Raw genomic sequence first — 18,912 nt, forward strand, 5'->3', positions numbered from 1 at the left:
CGCCGACCGAGGGATAGTCGGTCTGCTGTGCCTCCCAGGTGATCACGCCGTCCTTGACGTAGATCTTCCACGAGCAGGACCCGGTGCAGTTGACGCCGTGGGTCGAACGCACCACCTTGTCGTGCGACCACCGCTCCCGGTAGAACTTGTCGGCTTCGCGTCCGCCCCGTCTGTGCAGGGTTCGCTGATCGGCGGAGATTTCGCCGCGCTGGAAATACTTGCCGAACCGTAAAAGCAGATCCCCGACGTCGTCGGATCGCGAGTCAACCACTACGCCTCCAAGCGGCAGTGAATTCGGTAGCCGTTACTCACTCTAAAGATGTTTTCGGCGTACCGCCAAGAAACATTCTCCGAGTCCGTCCCGTCGGCTGCGCGCGGAGCGTGGAGGTGCTGATCGACATGGTCGCCGCGGGCGCGGAAACCCGCAGGAAGACGCCCACTACCTGCGGGTTCACCGAAAGCGAAGTCTGTTGTCCGAAGCCATCCGCCAGCTTTTGTCAATGCTGTGGAAACGCTGTGTTTTTGGGCGCGTCACATTCGCGGGCGTGTCGATGCCGTCGCAACGGATGTCGCAAAGTCCGATATGTGTAGTTTCATCTGGTATGAACTGATTGCGTTACTCGTGAATTATTCGCTCTTTGTTTGCGCCCGAAAATTGCTGTAATGAGCGCAATCGATGGGCAATCTATTCGGCGCGAGTCTCGATATCGGCGAAGGTGTCCACCCACCGGTGCGGCGGCCGCGGCGGATTCGGTTCCCCGGGCCGCGCCAGGCCGACCACCTGCCAGCCCGCGGCGACGGCCGCGTCCAGTTCGTCGGGGTGGTCGGACAGGAACAGGATGCGCTCGGCGGGCACGCCGATCGCGCTCGCGATCTTTTCGTAGGACGCGGCCTCGCGCTTGCCGCCCGCCGTGGTCAGATCGAAGAAGCCGCTGATCAAGGACGCCAGCTCGCCGCCGCGCGCGAAGGCGAACCAATCCTGTTGGTTGCGAACGGATCCGGACGAGTACACGTACAGCGTCAGCTCGGCCGCGTGCCAGGCCCGGAGGGCGGGCGGCACGTCGGCGAAGAACTCACCGTGCAGCTCGCCCGCGCGGAACCCCTCCGCGCAGATCAGCCCCTGGGCGGCTTTGAGCGGTTCGGCCTTGACGTCGGAGTCGAGCCAGCCGCGCAGCACAGCCGCGATCTCGTCGGTGTCGGCTGCCGGGCGATCGGCCAGCTTCCGGGTGCCGTCGATGATGGACGCCGCTGCGCCCTCGCGGTTTTCGGCGAGCCAGCCCGGCAGCCGGGCGCGGGTGTAGCCGTAGAGGTCTTCGCGCACCGAGCTGGTCGGGCTGGTGGTTCCTTCGATATCGACGACGATCGTCGTGATCATGACTTGGCGAGCAGCTCGTCGAGGGTCGGGAACCCTTCGCTGATCCGGTCACCGGTGAAGTCACCGACCCAGCCGTCGGCTTCCTCGAAGAACCGGATGGCGATGAAATCGGGCCGGGTGCCCATGTCGAACCAGTGCAGCGTGCCCGCGGGCACCGAGAGCAGATCGCCGCCCTCGCAGACCACGGCCAGCACCTCGTGCCCGAGATGCAGATAGAAGCAGCCGCGTCCGGCCGCGAAATAGCGGACCTCGTCCTCGGCGTGGCGGTGCTCGTTCAGGAACTTCTCCCGCGCGCCCTTGGCGATCTGCGGCCACTCCGGATTGCTGTCGTCGGGGTGGATGCGGGCGATGTCGATGTGCTTGTAGCGCCCGGACTCGTTCAGTTCGGCGACGTTGTCGGTGTAGTGCGCGAGCAGGTCGTCCGAGGACACCGCCGCGGCGTCGGGCAGCACCGGCCAGCGGCCGAAAGTGATGCCGTGCGCGGCCAATTCGGTGCCGATCAGCTCGTCGTCGGTGGTTCGCACCCGCACGTCGGCCGCGTTGTCGGCGGCCATCACCTGGAGCAGGGTCATGTCAGTCCAATCTCGAGTGGGTCCGCGCGCTCGCCGAACGCCTGGGTACGGCCGGTCCGGGAGACCAGCTCGCACAGGGCTTCCAGGCATTCGGCGCGATCGCGCGCCTGGGAAAGATTGTCCCCCCACGCGGTGATCCCGTGACCCGCGATGAACAGGATCGGCGGCGCGTCGGGATGGTCGATGAGGTAGCGCTCGATGTCGGCGCCGATGCGCGGCACGTCGGTCCAGTTGGGGTACACCGGAATATCGATGGCCGCGGGATCGGTGCCGCCGAGCCCCTTGATGAGTTCGTAGTCCGTGATCCGCACCGTGGTCACCGTGTCGAGCGCGCCGGGGCGGGTCGCCAGTGCGGTGGCGTAGGGCGGGTGGATGTGCACGACCGCCTGCGCCGTGGTGGCGCGGTAGACAGCGGTGTGAATCGTGGTCTCCGCGGACGGTTTCCGGCCCTGGTCGGTGACCGGCGTCGAATCGACGATCCGGACGGTGACCATATCGCGTTCGGTGAGTTCACCTTTGGACAATCCGCTGCCGGTGATCACCGCGGTATCGCCGGTGCGCACCGAGATGTTGCCCGCGGTCCCCGGCATCCAGCCCCGCCGATAGAGCCCGCGCGCGATCCCGGCGATCTCCTTGCCGGGCAAGGGCTGCAGGTCCGCGCCGCGGTGCACCACGCCCAGCTCGGTCACCACGGCCGTCACCAGGTCGCCCGGCGTCACGTCGAAGGCCGGATTGAACACCGCGGTGCCGGCGGGAGCCGTTGCCACACCGCCGAATCCGGTGACCTCGGCGGCCGCGCGTTCCTCCACCACGATGTCGCGGCCGGTGCCCATGTGCGGATCCCTGGTCGATTCCGGTGCGACCACGATGAACGGAATGCCGTGGTGGCGCGCGGCCAGCGCGAGAGGGTACGTGCCGATCTTGTTCGCCACATCGCCGTTGGCGGTGACGCGGTCGGCCCCGACGAGCACACAGTCGACCTGTCCGGTCGCCATCGCCCAGGCCGCCGCGGCATCGATGGTGAGCCGGTGCGGGATGCCCGCTTCCGCCAGTTCCCACGCGGTGAGCCGGGCGCCCTGCAACAGCGGGCGGGTCTCGTCGACCAGGACGTCCGCCACCGCGCCGCGCTCGGCGAGCACCCGCAGCGCGCCGATCGCCGTGCCGAACGCGCTGGTCGCGAGGCGGCCGGTGTTGCAGTGGGTGAGCAGCCGCAGCGGCCGGTCCGCGCAGAGTCGCTGCACCAGATCCGCGGCGTGCGTCGCCGCCGCCCGGTTGACCCGGCCGTCCTCGGCGAGCAGGTCGAGGGTCGCGGCCAGCACGGCGTCCGCGCCCCGCTCGACCTCGGCGCGCACCCGCCGCACCGCCCAGGCGAGATTCACCGCGGTCGGCCGTGCGGCCGCGATGCGGTCGGCGTCGGCGTGCACCGCGGCGGTGTCGATCACACCGTCGACGGTGTGCGCGGCGGTGGCGAGGACCACACCGAACGCGCCCGCGATGCCGATGGCCGGGGCCCCGCGGATCGCCAGCACCCTGATCGCGTCGATCACCTCGTCGACGGTGCGCAAGCGCAGTTCCCGGACTTCGTGCGGCAGTCCACGCTGGTCGATGGTGACCAGCGCACCGTCGTCCCAGATCAGAGAACTGTCGTCCATCAAGCCCGTCCTTTACCGCATGTCACCAGGTTGTCCCTGGTCAACGGTATCGGAAACGAAACAGCCGGGAAAAGTCGGCCGCGTGCCCGGCGCCGATGCCGAAACCGCCGCCCTGGACTCAGGCCGCCGAGGTGCCCGCGCGCAGTTTCGCCGCGCGCTCGCGCGGGTCGTAGTCCGGCCCGACGCCCTCGATCAACAGCAGATCGCCCTCGATGTGGTCGGTGCGCAGCGGCATGATCGCCTGGTACGCGGGCGAGTGGTACCACTGCCGTGCCGTGTCCAGATCCGGGAATTCGAGCAGCACCATGGACCCGGGCCAGCTGCCCTCCACGATCTCGGCGGGCGGTCCGTGAATCACGAAGCGCCCGTGGAACGGATCGAGAGTGTCCTGGATGCGTTCCAGGTATTCCAGGATGTCGGCGTGCGGCGTGCGCGCACGCAGATGGGCGAAGCCATACGCGGGCATGAGCGATTCCCTTGTTCGGTGGCGTCGCCGGATCGTGACGCCACCTCGACCGTAGGACGCCCGGCACGGCCGGACAATTACCTGCGGGGTAAGTGCCGCTTCGCTTATTCCGCAACGAATTCCGCTTCCCGCTCCACCGCCTCGACGGTGCCCGCGGGCACCCGGATCGGCCCCGGCGTGTAGGTCACCGCGCGGAGTTCGCCGCCGTACCGGAACGGGCCGCGGCGCTCGCGCAGCTCCCATGACACCGGTCCGCGCGCGTCGACGCCGACGGAGATGCCCGTCCACGGCGACATGCCCACCAGCTGGACCTGATCGCGGAGCCGGGCCACCCGCACGCCGTCGATCGCGAGGGTGAAATCCCAGCGCAGCTGCGGCCGGACCGTCGCGGTCACCGAGATCCGCCGGATTCCGGCGGATAGCGGACCGGTCGACACCGAGTCGTAGCGGCCGTAGCTGTTCACCCCGAACACCAGCCAGCCGTCCTCGATGTACAGCAGATACCCGCCGAGCGGATCGCCGTGTGCGACAAAGACACCCTCGTCGCCGGGGTGGTAGCCGGCCAGCTCCGCCGTGATGGTGAAATCGCGATAGGCGATCAGTCGCTGGGAGCGGTAGCGCCCCAGGGTCGGGGTGCCGGGCAGCAGCCGCAACGGCTCGCCGAGCCGCGCTTCCTCGTGACGTCTGCGGGCCAGGTCCTGGCGGGTGAGCAGGGGGAAAACCGTATTGGCCCAGGCGGATTCGTCCCATGCGGCGGCCAGCTCGGCCGCCTTGTCCGGGTACCGGTCCGAAACGTCGTGCAATTCGGTCGGATCGGCACGCACGTCGAACAGCTGCCAGTGCGCGCAGGATCTCCGGCAGGGTGAGCACATCGTCGGCGAGTTCGAGACGCAAACCGGGATAGCCCGGATCGGCGTTCGCGACGAAGCCGAAACCGGCACGGTGGGAGTTGATTCCGGTGACCAGCGCGGCCCGCGACGGCGAGCACAGCGGCGTGGTGTGATAGTTCGTCAGCCGGACGCCGTTGGCGGCCAGCCGATCCAGGGTCGGCGTCTCGATCTCGGAGCCGAACGGGCCGATATCGCTGTACCCCATGTCGTCGACCAGCACCACGACGATGTTGGGTGCGCCCGCGGGCGCTGTCGGCGGGTAGGTCCACTCGGGCGTCGGGTCCGCGGTGGTGCGTCCGCTGGCGCCGTCGAAGGACTCGTAGCCGCGCGCAGGCGAGGGAACAGGCATTCCGTCAGTAGATAGGGCGGAATGTCTGGCTCACCAGCGTTTCACGCAGGGTGCGTGTAACCCACGGGGTGAACGAGCACAACCGCGGCCGCCGGTTCCACAGTGAACCGGCGGCACGCGGTGTGGATCAGTTAGTTGTGGCCCATCCTGCGCTGATCATCGTCGCGCCGGTCGTTGTCCGACTGGCGCTGGTTCGGCATGCGCTGGCCTTCGGAATTTGCGCCGCCTCGGTTCATACCTTGGTTCTGGTTCTGATCCTGGCGCTGTTGCTGCTGCTGCCGATCCATCTGCCTCGGCATTTTCTTAGGCGCTTTCTTCGACTTTTCAGTCATCTCCACTCGGTCCTTTCCGGGGATTGTTATTCGCCTAACGTTCCCCACGATAGCGAGCCGGTGGCAATTCCGAAAGGGTAAGTGAAAAAAGCACGTCGCACCGGCGATCCTAGGCAAATGCCCAGGTAGTACGAGGGTGCGAGGTGTGGTCAGGGTTTACGAGCCTCGATTAGGAATCGGGTCGAGTGGGCGACGAACGGTCCATTTTCTTCGATCTCGCCGTGCATCGTCACGAGTCGATCACGGTATCTGCCGACGGTGAAGTCGGGCACCATCCACGGCACCTTCCGGAGGAAGTAGACCACCGCGCCGATATCGTGAAACTCGACGCGCAACCGTTCGTAGCGCAGATCGACGACTTCCAGTCCCGCCGCTTCGGCCGCGGCGCGATCGTCCGTCGGATTTCGCTGCCTGCGAATTTCTTCGCTCTGCGGCCCGATGAAATATTCGACCAGTTCGAAAACGCTTGCATCGCCGACATGTTGCGCCAGATAGGTGCCGGACGGGCGCAGGACCCGCGCGATCTCGCGCCACCACACGGTGACCGGATGCCGGCTGGTCACCAGGTCAAAGGCGTTGTCGCCGAACGGCAACGGCGGTTCGTCCGGATCCGCCACCAGCGTGATGCCGAGCGGGTGCAGCAGCTGGGTGGCTTTGGCGACATTCGGCGGCCAGGATTCGGTGGCCACCAGCAGCCGTGGGATCTGCCCCGCGCCGGCGAGGACTTCGCCGCCGCCGGTCTGAATATCCAGTGCCGCATCGACTTTGCCGAGGCGCGCACCCAGCAGCCGCTGATAACCCCAGGACGGCCGCTGCTCGGTGGCCCGTCCGTCCAGCCAGCCGAAGTCCCAGCCCGCCACGGAGACCGTGCTCGCCTCCGTCACCAGATCCTCGAAGCTTCGTTTCATGCCCGGTGACATTGCCAGCCGGTTGCCGCGGCGGCAACGCCGAATACCGTGACCCGCCGTCGGCACGGTGATTCGGCCGGTCCGGTCACCTCGGCAGCGGCAGGAACTCGACGGTCGCGCCGTCCGCGGCGTCGACCGGGACTACGACCAGGCCGTCACGATCGACCAGTCCGCCGAGGTGGGCGGTTCGGATGTGCGGATCGCCCAGCCAGCCGCCCGCGTCGGCGTAGCGCGCGGGCACGATGCGGGGCACCGGTCCGGAGATCTCGCCCGCGTTGTGCAGCGGGCCGAGCTGGGTGCGACCGGGGGTGCTGCCGGTACGGCCGTCGACCACCGCGGGAGCCAACGCCAGCAGCGTGGCGACCGCCGCGTACGGATTCCCGGGCAGACCGAGGAGCGTTGTGCCGCCGGGGAGTTCGGCGACGAGGGTGGAACCGCCCGGGCGCAGGCGCAGGCGGTGCACCAGTATCCTGGCCTGCGCACGAGCGACCGCGGTGCGCAGCTGATCGGCCGCACCGCCGCCGGTCGCCCCGACGATCACCAGCAGGTCGCATTCGGCCGCCGCGGCAAGCACCTCGTCGAAGCCGTTCGGCGTGTCGCGCAGGTGTACCCGGTCTACGGCGTGAATCCCGTACCAGGACAACAGCTCCGGCAGGATCGGCCCGATCGAGTCCCGGGTCTGGCCGGCGTGCAGCGGGCCCTTGTTGCGGATCTCGTCGCCGGTCATGATGATGCGGGCGCGCACCGGCCCGCGCACCGGCGCGGCGGTCACCTCCACGCTCGCGGCCGCCGAGATCAACGCCGAGGTGACCGGAGTTCCCTGCGGCGCAACGAGATCCCCGGGCTCGCGGTCCTCGCCGCGGCGGCGGATATCGTCGCGGAGCGGGGTATCCGGTAGCCGGTGCAGCCGGTCCCCGTCGATCGCGGTGAATTCGTCGCGCACCACGCCGGTGGTGCCGTCCGGCACATGCGCACCGGTGGCGATGCGCACCGCCTCGCCGGGCAGCAGGCCGACCGGGCGCTGGCCGCCGGCGAAGCCGATATCGCGGCGCAACCGCCACGGGCCCGCACCCGCCACCGCGTAGCCGTCCATCGCCGAGACATCGAAACGGGGCAGTGGATCGGCCGCGGTCAACGGCGCGGCGAGCGCGGCCCCGCGCACCGCGCGTAGATCGGCTACGTAGCTGGTCAGCCGGGTGAGCCCGGTGCGTAACTCGGTGCGCGCCGCCGCGAGGGTGAGCGCCGCCGCGGGCGGGGTGGCCACCGACGCACGGGCCAGCCGGACCTGCTCGTCGGTGTCGCAGTCGGCGACGCCGGGTAGCGGGATGATCGCCGAGTCGGCGGGGATCAACGCTTTCATCGGTTGGTTGATCAGCGAATCCAGCCGGTCGAGCGCGGTGGTGAGCGCGGTGCGCCGCCACACTCCGATCAGATACTGCGGCCGCCCCGAGTCGTCCGCCGCGAAGACCGCGTCGGCCCCGGATTCCCCGGCGTGCCTGAGCAATTCGGTGATCGACCAGGCGGTCAGGAACGGCAGATCCGCGGCGAGCACGACCACGAACGGCGCGGCCGAACCGAGCGCGCGCAGCCCGGCGCCGATCGCCGACACCGGTCCCGACCCGGGCGGCACCTCACGCACCTGTCGAATCGGCTCCGGCAACTCGGGCCGGTGCGGACCGACCACCACCGTGTGCGCGCAACCGGTGACGGCCGCCAAGGCGGCGTCGAGCATGGAGCGGCCACCGATGACGATCGCGGGTTTGTCGACACCGCCCATCCGGCTCGCCCGGCCGCCGGCGAGCACGATGGCGTCCGCGGCGGTCACCCAGCACGACCTCGAGCAAGGTACAACATGGCGGTCATGCTAATTCGTCGCCGCGACGAACCCGGGAGGCGGCGGCAGACCGGCTAGGCCGTCGAGCGGTCGCGGGCCGGGCGCAGCAGACAGAACTCGTTGGTCTCCGGGTCGGCGAGCGTCAGGCTCGGCACCGAACCGAGGCTCGCGCCGGTGTGTGCGATGGGTGTCGCGCCCGCGGCGCGCAGCCGGGCCAGCTCGGCCGCCTGGTCGTCGTAGGAGGCCAGATCCAGGTGCAGCAGATTGCGGCCGGACTTCTCCTCCGGCGAACGGACGAACTCGAGCCAGGAGCCGAGCCCGGTCGGGGAACGCAGCCCCGCGATCTGCGCGCCGCCGTGCGCGACCGGCCAGCCGGACGCGGCGGACCAGAATTCGGCCAGCCGCACGGGATCCCGGGTGTCCACCACGATGGCGGCCACCGCGCCGGTGTCCACGTACTCCTCCCGCGGTTCCAGCACACAGAATTCGTTGCCCTCGGGATCGGCGAGCACCACCCAGGGCACCGCGCCCTGGCCGATGTCGATCCGGCGCGCGCCCAGCGACAACGCCCGATCGACCTGCAGCCGTTGATGATCGATCGAGCGGCTGGCCAGATCGAGGTGAATGCGGTTCTTGGCGTTCTTCGTTCGGGTCGCGGGCGCGAAGGTGAGGGCGAGCTCGGCACCGTCGGGGTCGGGCGCCGCGACGTCCACTCCCTCCGGACGCTCGACAGTCACGCCCCACCCCAGCAGCTCGGCCCAGAAGTCCGCGACGAACCGCGGCCGGTCTGCATCGAACACGACACACGCCAGGCGGGTGGACATGAAACAACGGTAACCGCTGCGCCACCCGCGCCGGGGGTATTTCCGGCACTAGGGGAACGGAAAACGCGCCGCCCGCAGGTCGACTCGGCCGTCCCGCACCGGCGTGCCCTCCGCCGCGAGCAGGCGCAGCTGACGCTCGGCCAGATGCGCGGCGGGCCTGCCGCTCGCGCCGAGCACCCGGTGCCAAGGCAGGTCTGCCGCGTCGGTGCGCATGATCCAGCCGACCGTGCGCGGCGTGGACAACCCTGCGGCCGCGGCGATATCGCCGTAGGTGGCGACGCGGCCGGGCGGTATCGACGCGACCAGCGCGCGCACCCGCTCGACCTCGGCGTCCGTGGTGGCCACGGGGCTCAGAGCACCGAGCGGATCAGCGCGGCCGTCTGGGCCGGAAGTTCTTGCGGCACCATGTGATCGCACTCCCACTCGTGCACGGTGAGCCGGTCGCCCAGGTGGGCGGTGAGCGCGGCGCGGAACTCCGGGGTGACGAACGGCGGCTGTACCTTCGTCGCCTGCACCAGAACGGTCGGCAGCTCGCGCGGCGGCAGCACATAGGGCCGGGCCAGCTGACCCCAATACGAGGCGACCGCGGGCACGCTCATCCGCCAGCCGAACCGGCCGTGCGCGGTGGGCACCAGGTGCTCGGTGAGCTCGGCCGCCAGGATGTGCGGCGCCACGTCGGCCCACGACGATGCCAGCTTGTCCTCGCGGGCGCGCGCCACGGACTCGTAGTCGGGCTCGGCCACGAGCGATTCGGCGATATCGCCGACGAATTCGGGTGCCAGGCCGATCGCCGGATCCAGCAGCACCAGCTGCCGGACCAGTTCCGGGTGACGGTGCGCCAGGTACAACGCCGACGCCCCGCCGAAGGAGTGCCCGACCACGGTCGCCGGCTGCCCGCCCTCGGCGGTGAGCAACTCGGCCAGATCGTCGGCGACGGCTTCGAAGGTCCACGGCGGGCGCGCGCTCGACCGGCCGTGTCCCCGCAGGTCGGGCGCGATGATCCGGACCTCGGGAAGATGGTTGGTGGCCAGATCCGCCCAGCGTTTGCCGTGGCCGGTCACGCCGTGCAGGGCCAAGACGACCGGTCCCGTAGCCGGGCCGAATCGGTAGGTATGAAGAGCTGACACTGGTCCATTCTGACCTGCGGGCGCAAGGCCCGCTGGGCGAGTCGTGCGGAGGGGGGCGTCGGCGTGTCGGTCGTGTCTGTTGCAATAGCCCGCGTGGTGCGATCGGATAGCGCGGTGCGACTTGTGCGCCGGAACGTGGCGGCACCCCGGCCTCGGGTCTGGGGCGCCGACGTTCGCGCGCTGCTGGATGCCGCCGCCGCGGGCGGGCCGACGCGCCCCGGCTGGCGACCCTGGCAGGTGCTCGGCGGGCCGGGCACAGGCAAGACCGCCCTGCTCGTCGACCTGGCGGCCGGGCGCATCGCCGCAGGTGCCGACCCCGAATCCGTGCTGGTACTCACCCATTCGAAGCAGGCGGCGAGCACCGTGCGCGACGCGATCACGGCGCGGTTGGCCGGCCCGGACGCCGAGGGCGGGGTGCCCGGCGCGACCAGGGAGCCGCTGGCGCGCACCCTGCACTCCTACGCCTTCTCTGTCCTGCGCAGACACGCCACCGCGCACGGCAATCCGCCGCCGCGTTTGCTGACCGGTGCCGAGCAGGATGCGGTGCTGCGCGAAATGCTGCGCGGTGACCTGACCGACATCGCCGCGGGCGCGGACGGACTGTGGCCCGAACGACTGCAACCCGCGCTCGCGCTCGGCGGATTCGCCGAACAGTTGCGCGATCTGATGCTGCGCGCCACCGAACGCGGGCTCGGCCCGGAAGACCTGGTGCGCCTCGGCCGCGAGCACGGGAAATCGGAGTGGGTGGCGGCCGGCAACTTCGCGGTGCGCTACGAGCAGACCATGCTGTTGCGCTGGTCGGTCGGCGTCGAGGCGCCGGAGGCCACCGCACCGGCGCTGGACGCGGCCGAATTGATCGGCGCCGCACTGGATGCGCTGGCCGGTGACGCCGAACTGCTCGCCGCCGAACGGGCCCGCATCCGATATCTGCTCGTGGACGACGCCCAGCATCTGGACCCGCAGGCCGCGATGCTGGTCAAGGCGCTCGGGCACAGCGCGCACACCACCGTCGTCGCGGGCGATCCGGACCAGGGCATCTTCGCCTTCCGCGGCGCGGACGCGCGCTTCGTCGCCGACCTGGACGCCCCGGACGGGCAACGGATCGTGTTGCGGGACAACCATCGCTGCGGTGGACCCGTGCAACTGGCGGTGGCCCGGATCGCGGCGCGATTGCCGGGCAGTGCGCCGCAACGCTTCTCGCTACCGGACCGGGACCATCGACCGGCTGACGACGGCACCGAGGTCCGGGTCCGGGTGCTCGGCACGCCCGCCAAGGAGGCGGCGCTGATCGCGGACCATTTGCGGCGCGCGCATCTGACCGGTGCGGTGCCGTGGTCGCGCATGGCGGTGATCGTCCGATCGGTGCCGCTGTCGCTGGCGCCGCTGCGCCGGGCGCTGCTCGCCGCCGGGGTGCCGGTGCAGCAGCCCGCGCTGGACACCCCGCTGGCCCGGCGGCGCGGCGCGGCCTGGATGCTGCTCTCGTTGCGCGCGGTGCTCGCGAGCGAACATAAGTCCGCCTTCGGCCCTGACGACGCCCTCGACCTGCTCGCCGGCCCCCTCGGCGGCGCCGACCAGATCACGCTGCGGCGCCTGCGGCGTGGTGTGCGCCGCAGCGTGCTGGAAGCCGAACGCAACCGCTCCCGCTCCGGCCGCACGAGCGAAGAGCCCACGCCGAGCCCGGAATTCGAGCCGGCAGCCGAGACTTTCGAGTCGAGCGCCGCCCTGCCCGAGCCGAGCCCGCACACGCTCGAACGAGCCGCGGACGACGCCGACTGGTACGGCGTAGACGCCGACTGGATCCCGGACGACGTCGAATGGCGCGGTCCCGAAGACCCGGAGACCGCCGACACCACCCCGTCCGGCCCACCCGCCGCCGATCCGCCCACCCTCGGCGCCGGTTTCACCGCGCCGGCCTCCACCGCCGCAGCTTCGACCGGCGCGGCCGCCACTGCCGCGCCGTCGACGGACGTGGCCTCCACCGGTGCAGGCGCCACGGACGTGGCCTTCACCGCCGCAGGCGCCACGGACGCGGCCTCCACCGCCGCAGGCGCCACGGACGCGGCCTCCACCGCCGGAGCTTCGACGGATGCGTCTTCTACCGCCGCGCCTTCGACGGATACGGCTTCCACCGCTGCGTCTTCCACCGCTGCAGCTTCTGCGGACGCGGCGGCCAGTGGCCCGACAGGTGCTGTCCTCGACGAAGCCGCACCCGGCGACGTGCTTGCCGGGACGGCGGCTGCGGTTGGTGACGTGTCTGCCGCGACGGCGACCGCACCGGGTGATGCGCCCGCTGCGGCGGCGGGCGGGGTACTGCGGCATGGGGTTGATCAGTCTTCTGCGGAGGTGTTGCGGGATCTGTTGATCGGGGTGGGGGATCCGGCGATTCTGGAGCGGTTGACCGAGGTGGAGGCGGCGCCGCTGCGGCGGGTGCTGGAAGCGCTGGAGCGGGCACGTAAAGCGCGTCGTCGCGGCGCGGGGCTCGAGGATGTGCTGTGGGCGCTGTGGACGGGGTCGCGGCTGGAACGTCGGTGGGTCGCCCAGTCCGAACGCGGCGGCGCGGTCGGCATGCAGGCCGATCGCGATCTCGACGCCGCCGTCGGGCTGTTCGACGCGGCCGCGAGCTACGTCGACCGGCTGCCGCGCGCCAGCATCGAAGGTTTTGTGGATTACCTTTCGCAGCAAGAGATTCCGAACGATTCCGGCCCGCGGACCGCGCCGAAGGAGGCGGTCGCGCTGATCAGCGCGCACGCGGCCGCGGGCCGGGAGTGGGACGTCGTCGCGGTCGCCGCTGTGCAGGAAGGGATCTGGCCGAACCCCCGTCCGCGCGGCACGCTGCTCGACACCGAGGACCTGGTCGACGTGACGGCCGGGGTGATCGACGCGGGCGAGCAGGTCAGCCGGGCCGCGCCGATTCTCGCCGAGGAACGCAGGCTGCTGCTGGTCGCGTGCAGCCGGGCCCGGCGCTCGCTGTTGGTCACCGCCGTGGAATCGGTTTCGGGCGAACGCGATCTGGTGCCCTCGCGGTTCCTGTCCGAGCTGCTCGGCCACGACGAGGACGGTGAGCCCGGCGCGTTGCCGGTCGCCGACCCCGGACGCGCCCTGGTGATGCACTCCCTGGTGGCCGAATTGCGCGGCGCGGTCTGCGATCCCGAGTCCGATCCCGAGCGCAGGCAGCGCGCGGCGCACCAGCTCGCCCGCCTGGCCGAGGCCGGAGTTCCGGGTACGCACCCCGACGACTGGTACGGCACAGCCGAATTGAGTTCGTCGCGTGGGCTGTGGTCCGAGGACGAGACCGCGGTGGGCCTGTCGCCGTCCACGGTGGAGTTGTTGCGGACCTGCCCGCTGCGCTGGGCGCTGGAACGGCACGGCGGCACCGACGGCGACAATCCGCACGCGGTCAAGGGCAACCTGGTGCACACGCTGGTGCAGGCGCTGGCGGGCAAGGTGCCCGAGGCGCAGGTGCGCGCCGCGCTCGACAAAGCCTGGCAGCAGGTCGATCCCGGCTCCGGGTGGCATTCGCGGCAGGAGCTGCGCCGGACCGAGGCGATGCTGGCGACGTTCATGGCGTGGGTGCGCAATACGCGCGGCGAGCTCACTCAGGCCGGGGTCGAGGTGCCGGTCGACTGTGTGCTGCCCGCGCGCACCGAAGACGAACTGCCCGTGCGGATTCGCGGGCGGGTCGATCGCTTGGAGCGAGATGCGCAGGGCCGCTTCGTGATCGTGGACGTGAAGACCGGAAAGACGCCGGTCACCAAGCAGGCGGCGATCGATCACGCGCAGCTGGCGACCTATCAGGTGGCGGCGGCGATGGGCGCGCTGGACGCCGCCGTCGGCGAATCCGATGCCGAGGCAGAGGAATCGGACTCGGCGGCGACCGACTCGGGTGACCCGACGGGCGCGCTCGGTGAGCCGGGCGGCGCGCGACTGGTGTACGTCGCCAAACCGAGCAGCAAAGAGGGCGCGACCCAGCGCATGCAGCCGCCGCTCGACCCCGAAGCACTCGACCAGTGGCGCAACACCATTCACGACGCGGCGGCGGCTACGCAGGGCCCCAGCTATCTGGCCATGCGCAACGACGGCTGCCGGCACTGCGCGGTGGCGGGCAGCTGTCCGGTCCAGGACACCGGTAGGCAGGTGACCGACGAGTGACTCCGCCGAACAGCCGTGCCTGCGTCACCGACGGGTGTGCCCCACATCGAAAGGGGCGCGACCGCGGGGTGCTCCCGTGACTTACGTGACGCCGCACCAGCTGGCCGACGCGCTCGGCCTACCGCCGCCGACCGACGAGCAGGCGGCGGTGATCGCGGCGCCGCCGGGACCGACGCTGGTGGTCGCCGGCGCCGGGGCGGGCAAGACCGAGACGATGGCGGCGCGCGTGGTGTGGATGGTGGCCAACCGTCTAGTGCTGCCGGACGAGGTGCTGGGGCTCACCTTCACCCGAAAAGCCGCGCAGCAGTTGACCGCTCGCATCCGGACCCGCCTGGCCCGGTTGGCCGGCGCGCCGCTGCTGCGCGAGCTGGACCCTTCGGGGCAGCTGCGCGCCCAATTGTCTGGCGCCGAACCGGAGATCAGCACCTATCACTCGTACGCGGGCAGGCTGCTCACCGAACACGGCCTGCTGCTGCCGGTGGAACCGTCCGCGACGCTGCTCACCCAGACCCAGTTGTGGCAGCTCGCGCACCAGGTGGTGCGCTCCTGGGACGGCGACCTGGACACCGACCGCACCCCGGTCTCGGTCACCGAGGCGATCCTGGCCCTGTCCGGCCAGCTCGCCGAGCATCTGATCGAACCCGAGCAGCTCGCGGAGGCGCACACCGAGCTGGAGAAGCTGGTGCACACCCTGCCGCCGGGCCCGCGGCAGCGCGGCGGGCCCAGCCAGACCCTGTTGAACATCCTGCAAGTCCAACGTGAGCGCGTCGCGCTGCTGCCCCTGGTCCAGCAACTTGCCGAAGCGCTGAACCGCCGTGGCGCACTGGATTTCGGCGCCCAGATGTCCCTCGCTGCCCGCCTCGCCGCCGAACATCCCGAGGTCGCCGCCGCCGAACGCACCCGTTTCCGTCTCGTCCTGCTCGACGAGTACCAGGACACCGGCCACGCCCAACGCGTCCTGCTCGCAGCCCTGTTCGGCGGCGCACCGGACGAGACCCCAGGGGATGCGCATCCGCAGGAGTCGACCCGCGCGGCCCCGCCGAGCGAAGGGTCTGTACGTCGGGGGAGTACAGGCGCGACCGCGGCTGGGCCTAGTGGTCGCGCTGAGGATGCCGACAGACCAGAGCCGGTGGAGATGCAGCCCACTGGAACCGCCGCGGCCACATCGAGACCGGTGCGTCCGGCAAGCACGGGTGCGACTGCGGTCGGGCGTCGTGGTCGCGCCGGGAACGCCGATGCGTCGCAGCGGTCCGCGGGCCGACGGCAACGGTTGGCGGTGACCGCGGTCGGTGATCCGATGCAGTCGATTTATGGCTGGCGCGGGGCTTCGGCGGCGAACCTGCCGCGGTTCGCGACCGACTTTCCCAGTGCGCCAGGCGTTCCCGCGCCGATCCTGCCGTTGCTGACCAGCTGGCGGAACCCGCCGGAGGCGTTGGCGCTGGCGAACCTGGTGGCGGATCCGTTGCGGCGCAAGGCGCTCGAGGGCGGCGGTGTCACGGTGGACGCACTGCGCGCGAAACCCGAGGCGGGCGCGGGTGTGGTCGCGTTGGCGCTCACCGACACCGTCGCCGAGGAGCGCGACTGGCTCGCCGCCCGGATCGCCGAGGAGTGGGCGGGTCGCCGCGCCGCCGGGGAGCCGCCACCCACGTCGGCGGTGCTGGTGCGCCGCAACGCCGATGCCTCGCCGCTCGCCGAAGCGTTACGCGCGCAAGGCTTGCCGGTCGAGATCGTCGGTCTCGGCGGCCTGCTCGCGACCCCCGAGGTGGCCGATATCGTCGCCACCCTGCGCCTGATCGCCGAACCGGGCGCGGGCAGCGCGGCCATGCGGGTGCTGACCGGCGCGCGCTGGCGCATCGGTGTCGCCGATATCGCCGCGCTCGCCCGGCGCGCGCGTGCGCTCTCGATCAGTAGATTCACCAGCGGCGAGGCCCAGGAGATCAGCGATGCCCCCGCCCTGGCCGCCGCGCTGCGCGAGGTCGCGCCGGAACCGGCGGAACAGGCCGGTCTCGCCGACGCGCTCGCCGACCCCGGTCCGCGGGAACAGTATTCGGAGTCCGGTTTCGCCCGGATCGAAACGTTGAGCCATGAGCTCGCGGCGTTGCGTGAACGCAGCGGTCAGTCGCTGACCGAGTTGGTCGCCGACGTGGAGCGCACCATCGGGGTCGGCGTGGAGACGCAGGCGCGCCGGGCGATGGCCGGAACCGGCGCCGGCCGTGAGCATCTGGACGCTTTCGCCGAGGTGGTCGCCGGATACGCCGCCGATTCCGGTGCCTCGCTCGGCGGGCTGCTGTCTTTCCTGGCCGCCGCCGAATCGGTGGAGAACGGTTTGGAGCCGGGCGAAGTCGAGGTCGCCAAGGATCGGGTGCAGGTGCTGACCGTGCACGCGGCCAAGGGTTTGGAGTGGGAGATCGTCGCTGTGCCGCACGTGGTGCGCGGGGTGTTCCCGTCCGGTACCGCCTCCGGCACCTGGCTCGGCGCGCTCGCCGAACTCCCGACCACGCTGCGCGGCGACCGCAGGCAGGACGACGCGGGCGAGGGCGTACCGGTGCTCGACCTGGCCGATCTCTACGACCGGGCCGACCTGGAGCAGGCGATCAAGGCGCACAAGGAGGCGCTGGAACGCCGCCGCATCGACGAGGAGCGCCGGCTCTTCTACGTCGCGCTCACCAGAACCGAACGCGTACTGCTGGTTTCGTCGCATCACTGGGCCGAGACCGGCAGTTCGCCGAAGGGGCCCTCGGACTTCCTGCTCGAGCTGAAGCACGCGAGCGAGGCCGCCGACAGCCCCGCCAACGGCGTCGTCGACGTCGCGCGCTGGGACGAACCGCCGGAGCACGACGCGGTGAACCCGTTCACCGACAACCCGGCCACCGCCGAGTGGCCGCGCGATCCGCTCGGTAACCGCCGCGACCCGATCGAACAGGGCGCCGCGCTCGTCCGGGCCGCGCTCGAGGAACTGCGGCTGCGGCCGCCCCCGCCACGAGAAACGCCGTCGCGCAAGGAATCCGAGCAGGCGCATCCCCGCGAGCAGTCGGCGTCGCACCTGCCCGGCACGCTTTTCGACGGCACCGCACCGGAATTCCTCGAACCACCGGATTTCGACGACCCGCCGCCGCCCGATCCGCTGGACGGTGTCGACGGTGCGCCGCCGGTCTCCGACATCCCGCCCGACCCGTACGACGAGCCGCTAACCGACGCCGATATCGCCTTCGCCGCAGCCGAATTCGATCCGGAGCGGCCGGCGGATCCGGCGGACCCCGACGGCTGGGCCGCCGACGTCGACGCCCTGCTCGCCGAATTCGAGGCCGAGCAGTCCGCGGCCGAGGAGGTCGAGTTGCCCGGTCAGATCGCGGCGACCGCGCTGGTCGAGCTGCGCGCCGATCCCCGCAAACTCGCCGCGCGGCTACGGCGTCCGCTGCCGTTCCCGCCGAGCCCGCTGGCCCGCCGCGGTACCGCGTTCCACGCCTGGGTGCAGCGCTGGTTCGGTGCGGACCGGCTGCTGGGCTTGGACGAACTGCCCGGCGCGTCCGACGGCGGCCCCGCCGACGACGTGGACAAGGAACTGACCGCGATGCAGGACGCGTTCCTGAACTCCTCGTGGGCCAACCGCAGTCCGCTCGAGGTGGAGATCGCGTTCGAAACCTCCATCGCGGGCACCGTGATTCGCGGCCGGATGGACGCGGTGTTCGCCGAACCGGGCGGCGGCTGGATCGTGGTGGACTGGAAGACCGGCGCCGAACCCACGCCTGCGGAGGAGCCCGCCGTCGCGATGCAGCTCGCGGTGTATCGCCTGGCCTGGGCCAGGTTGATGGCGGCGCGGGAGGGCAGGCCCGAGCAGGAGATGCTGGGCCGGATCGGTGCCGCGTTCCATTACGTGCGCACCGGGCGCACCATCGCGCCCGCCACGCTCGCGGGCCCGGCCGAGCTGGCCGAGCTGATCAGGACTGCCGCGCCGACCGGCTCACCTTCAGCGCCTGCGTGATCAGCGGGATCTGCAGCGGCAGCCGCAGCACCGAGCCGATCTTGACCACCTGCGGCAGCTTCTTATTGCCCAGCATGTCGATCGCCATCTGCACGTTCGCCGGGAAGACCGCGATGAACAGCAGCGCGGCCAGTCGTCCGCCGAAACCGCGGGTGCGCGGCATCGCCAGCGCCGCCGCGACGCCGAGTTCGGCGACACCGGAGGCGTAGGTGTAGTTGCGCGGTTCGCCCGGCAGGTACTTCGGGACGATCGCGTCGAACGGCTTGGGCAGCACGAAATGCAGCACGCCCATGGGGAACAGCAGGGCGGCGAGAACCAGCGCGGGGCGGCGGCCGTCGGTGCGGACGGGCGGGTGAGCGTTTTCTGCCATGAGGCACCCTTACATCCACCCCGTGTTCGCGTCGAGTCCGGGTCAGGCCGGATACACCGGGTAGGCTCCCGTGCTGTGCCGG

General features: G+C 70.9%; 14 protein-coding genes and 2 pseudogenes. 3 read left to right on the top strand and 13 right to left on the bottom strand.

Going from position 1 to position 18,912, the window contains the following annotated elements; genetic code table 11:
• The 7 genes and pseudogenes from TY25_RS35395 to TY25_RS44825 form a co-directional block, all read right to left on the bottom strand.
• Window positions 1-271: pseudogene (locus tag TY25_RS35395) on the bottom strand (molybdopterin-dependent oxidoreductase); the annotation flags it as partial.
• Between the two features lie 414 nt (window positions 272-685).
• Window positions 686-1,375: an acireductone synthase gene (gene mtnC, locus TY25_RS35400; RefSeq protein WP_042263823.1), complete on the bottom strand. Its 690-nt coding sequence runs from the start codon at window positions 1,373-1,375 to the stop codon at window positions 686-688.
• Entirely contained in the window at window positions 1,372-1,947 is a 576-nt protein-coding gene (locus TY25_RS35405) for a 1,2-dihydroxy-3-keto-5-methylthiopentene dioxygenase (RefSeq protein WP_042263825.1), read from the bottom strand. The genes mtnC and TY25_RS35405 overlap by 4 nt, the downstream gene beginning before the upstream one ends.
• Window positions 1,944-3,599: a bifunctional S-methyl-5-thioribose-1-phosphate isomerase/methylthioribulose 1-phosphate dehydratase gene (locus TY25_RS35410; RefSeq protein WP_042263826.1), complete on the bottom strand. Its 1,656-nt coding sequence runs from the start codon at window positions 3,597-3,599 to the stop codon at window positions 1,944-1,946. The genes TY25_RS35405 and TY25_RS35410 overlap by 4 nt, the downstream gene beginning before the upstream one ends.
• A gap of 118 nt (window positions 3,600-3,717) precedes the next feature.
• Window positions 3,718-4,065, bottom strand: a complete 348-nt coding sequence (locus TY25_RS35415; RefSeq protein ID WP_042263828.1) for a DUF1330 domain-containing protein — start codon at window positions 4,063-4,065, stop codon at window positions 3,718-3,720.
• A 104-nt stretch (window positions 4,066-4,169) separates the two neighbouring features.
• Entirely contained in the window at window positions 4,170-4,889 is a 720-nt protein-coding gene (locus TY25_RS44820) for a hypothetical protein (protein WP_042263831.1), read from the bottom strand.
• 76 nt (window positions 4,890-4,965) lie between these two features.
• Window positions 4,966-5,304: pseudogene (locus tag TY25_RS44825) on the bottom strand (sulfatase-like hydrolase/transferase); the annotation flags it as partial.
• 68 nt (window positions 5,305-5,372) lie between these two features.
• Here TY25_RS44825 and TY25_RS43000 point away from each other — a divergent pair.
• Window positions 5,373-5,717, top strand: coding sequence for a hypothetical protein (locus tag TY25_RS43000; RefSeq protein WP_146154151.1), 345 nt, complete (start codon window positions 5,373-5,375; stop codon window positions 5,715-5,717).
• Between the two features lie 68 nt (window positions 5,718-5,785).
• Here TY25_RS43000 and TY25_RS35425 read toward each other — a convergent pair whose 3' ends face one another.
• The 5 genes from TY25_RS35425 to TY25_RS35445 all read right to left on the bottom strand — a co-directional run bounded on the left by TY25_RS35425 (window position 5,786) and on the right by TY25_RS35445 (window position 10,329).
• Window positions 5,786-6,544, bottom strand: coding sequence for a class I SAM-dependent methyltransferase (locus tag TY25_RS35425; protein WP_042263880.1), 759 nt, complete (start codon window positions 6,542-6,544; stop codon window positions 5,786-5,788).
• Between the two features lie 85 nt (window positions 6,545-6,629).
• Window positions 6,630-8,369, bottom strand: coding sequence for an NTP transferase domain-containing protein (locus TY25_RS35430; RefSeq protein ID WP_081869314.1), 1,740 nt, complete (start codon window positions 8,367-8,369; stop codon window positions 6,630-6,632).
• Between the two features lie 83 nt (window positions 8,370-8,452).
• The gene (locus TY25_RS35435; protein ID WP_042263832.1) at window positions 8,453-9,202 is read right to left on the bottom strand and encodes a VOC family protein; all 750 of its coding nucleotides are present in this window, start codon (window positions 9,200-9,202) and stop codon (window positions 8,453-8,455) included.
• Window positions 9,203-9,250: 48 nt separating this feature from the next.
• Complete coding sequence (locus TY25_RS35440; RefSeq protein WP_014987736.1) at window positions 9,251-9,547, bottom strand: MGMT family protein; 297 nt, start codon at window positions 9,545-9,547, stop codon at window positions 9,251-9,253.
• Window positions 9,548-9,552: 5 nt separating this feature from the next.
• Window positions 9,553-10,329, bottom strand: coding sequence for an alpha/beta fold hydrolase (locus tag TY25_RS35445; RefSeq protein ID WP_042263834.1), 777 nt, complete (start codon window positions 10,327-10,329; stop codon window positions 9,553-9,555).
• 72 nt (window positions 10,330-10,401) lie between these two features.
• Here TY25_RS35445 and TY25_RS35450 point away from each other — a divergent pair, with 72 nt between their 5' ends.
• Both TY25_RS35450 and TY25_RS35455 read left to right on the top strand, forming a co-directional pair.
• Window positions 10,402-14,478, top strand: a complete 4,077-nt coding sequence (locus tag TY25_RS35450) for a PD-(D/E)XK nuclease family protein (RefSeq protein WP_370466186.1) — start codon at window positions 10,402-10,404, stop codon at window positions 14,476-14,478.
• 76 nt (window positions 14,479-14,554) lie between these two features.
• The gene (locus tag TY25_RS35455; RefSeq protein ID WP_042263839.1) at window positions 14,555-18,460 is read left to right on the top strand and encodes an ATP-dependent helicase; all 3,906 of its coding nucleotides are present in this window, start codon (window positions 14,555-14,557) and stop codon (window positions 18,458-18,460) included.
• Here TY25_RS35455 and TY25_RS35460 read toward each other — a convergent pair.
• Complete coding sequence (locus TY25_RS35460; RefSeq protein ID WP_042263840.1) at window positions 18,417-18,830, bottom strand: DoxX family protein; 414 nt, start codon at window positions 18,828-18,830, stop codon at window positions 18,417-18,419. The two genes, TY25_RS35455 and TY25_RS35460, sit on opposite strands and share 44 nt — an antisense overlap.
• Window positions 18,831-18,912 lie beyond the last annotated feature (82 nt).

It is taken from the genome of Nocardia brasiliensis NBRC 14402, from assembly GCF_000308475.2.
Classification (GTDB): domain Bacteria; phylum Actinomycetota; class Actinomycetes; order Mycobacteriales; family Mycobacteriaceae; genus Nocardia; species Nocardia brasiliensis.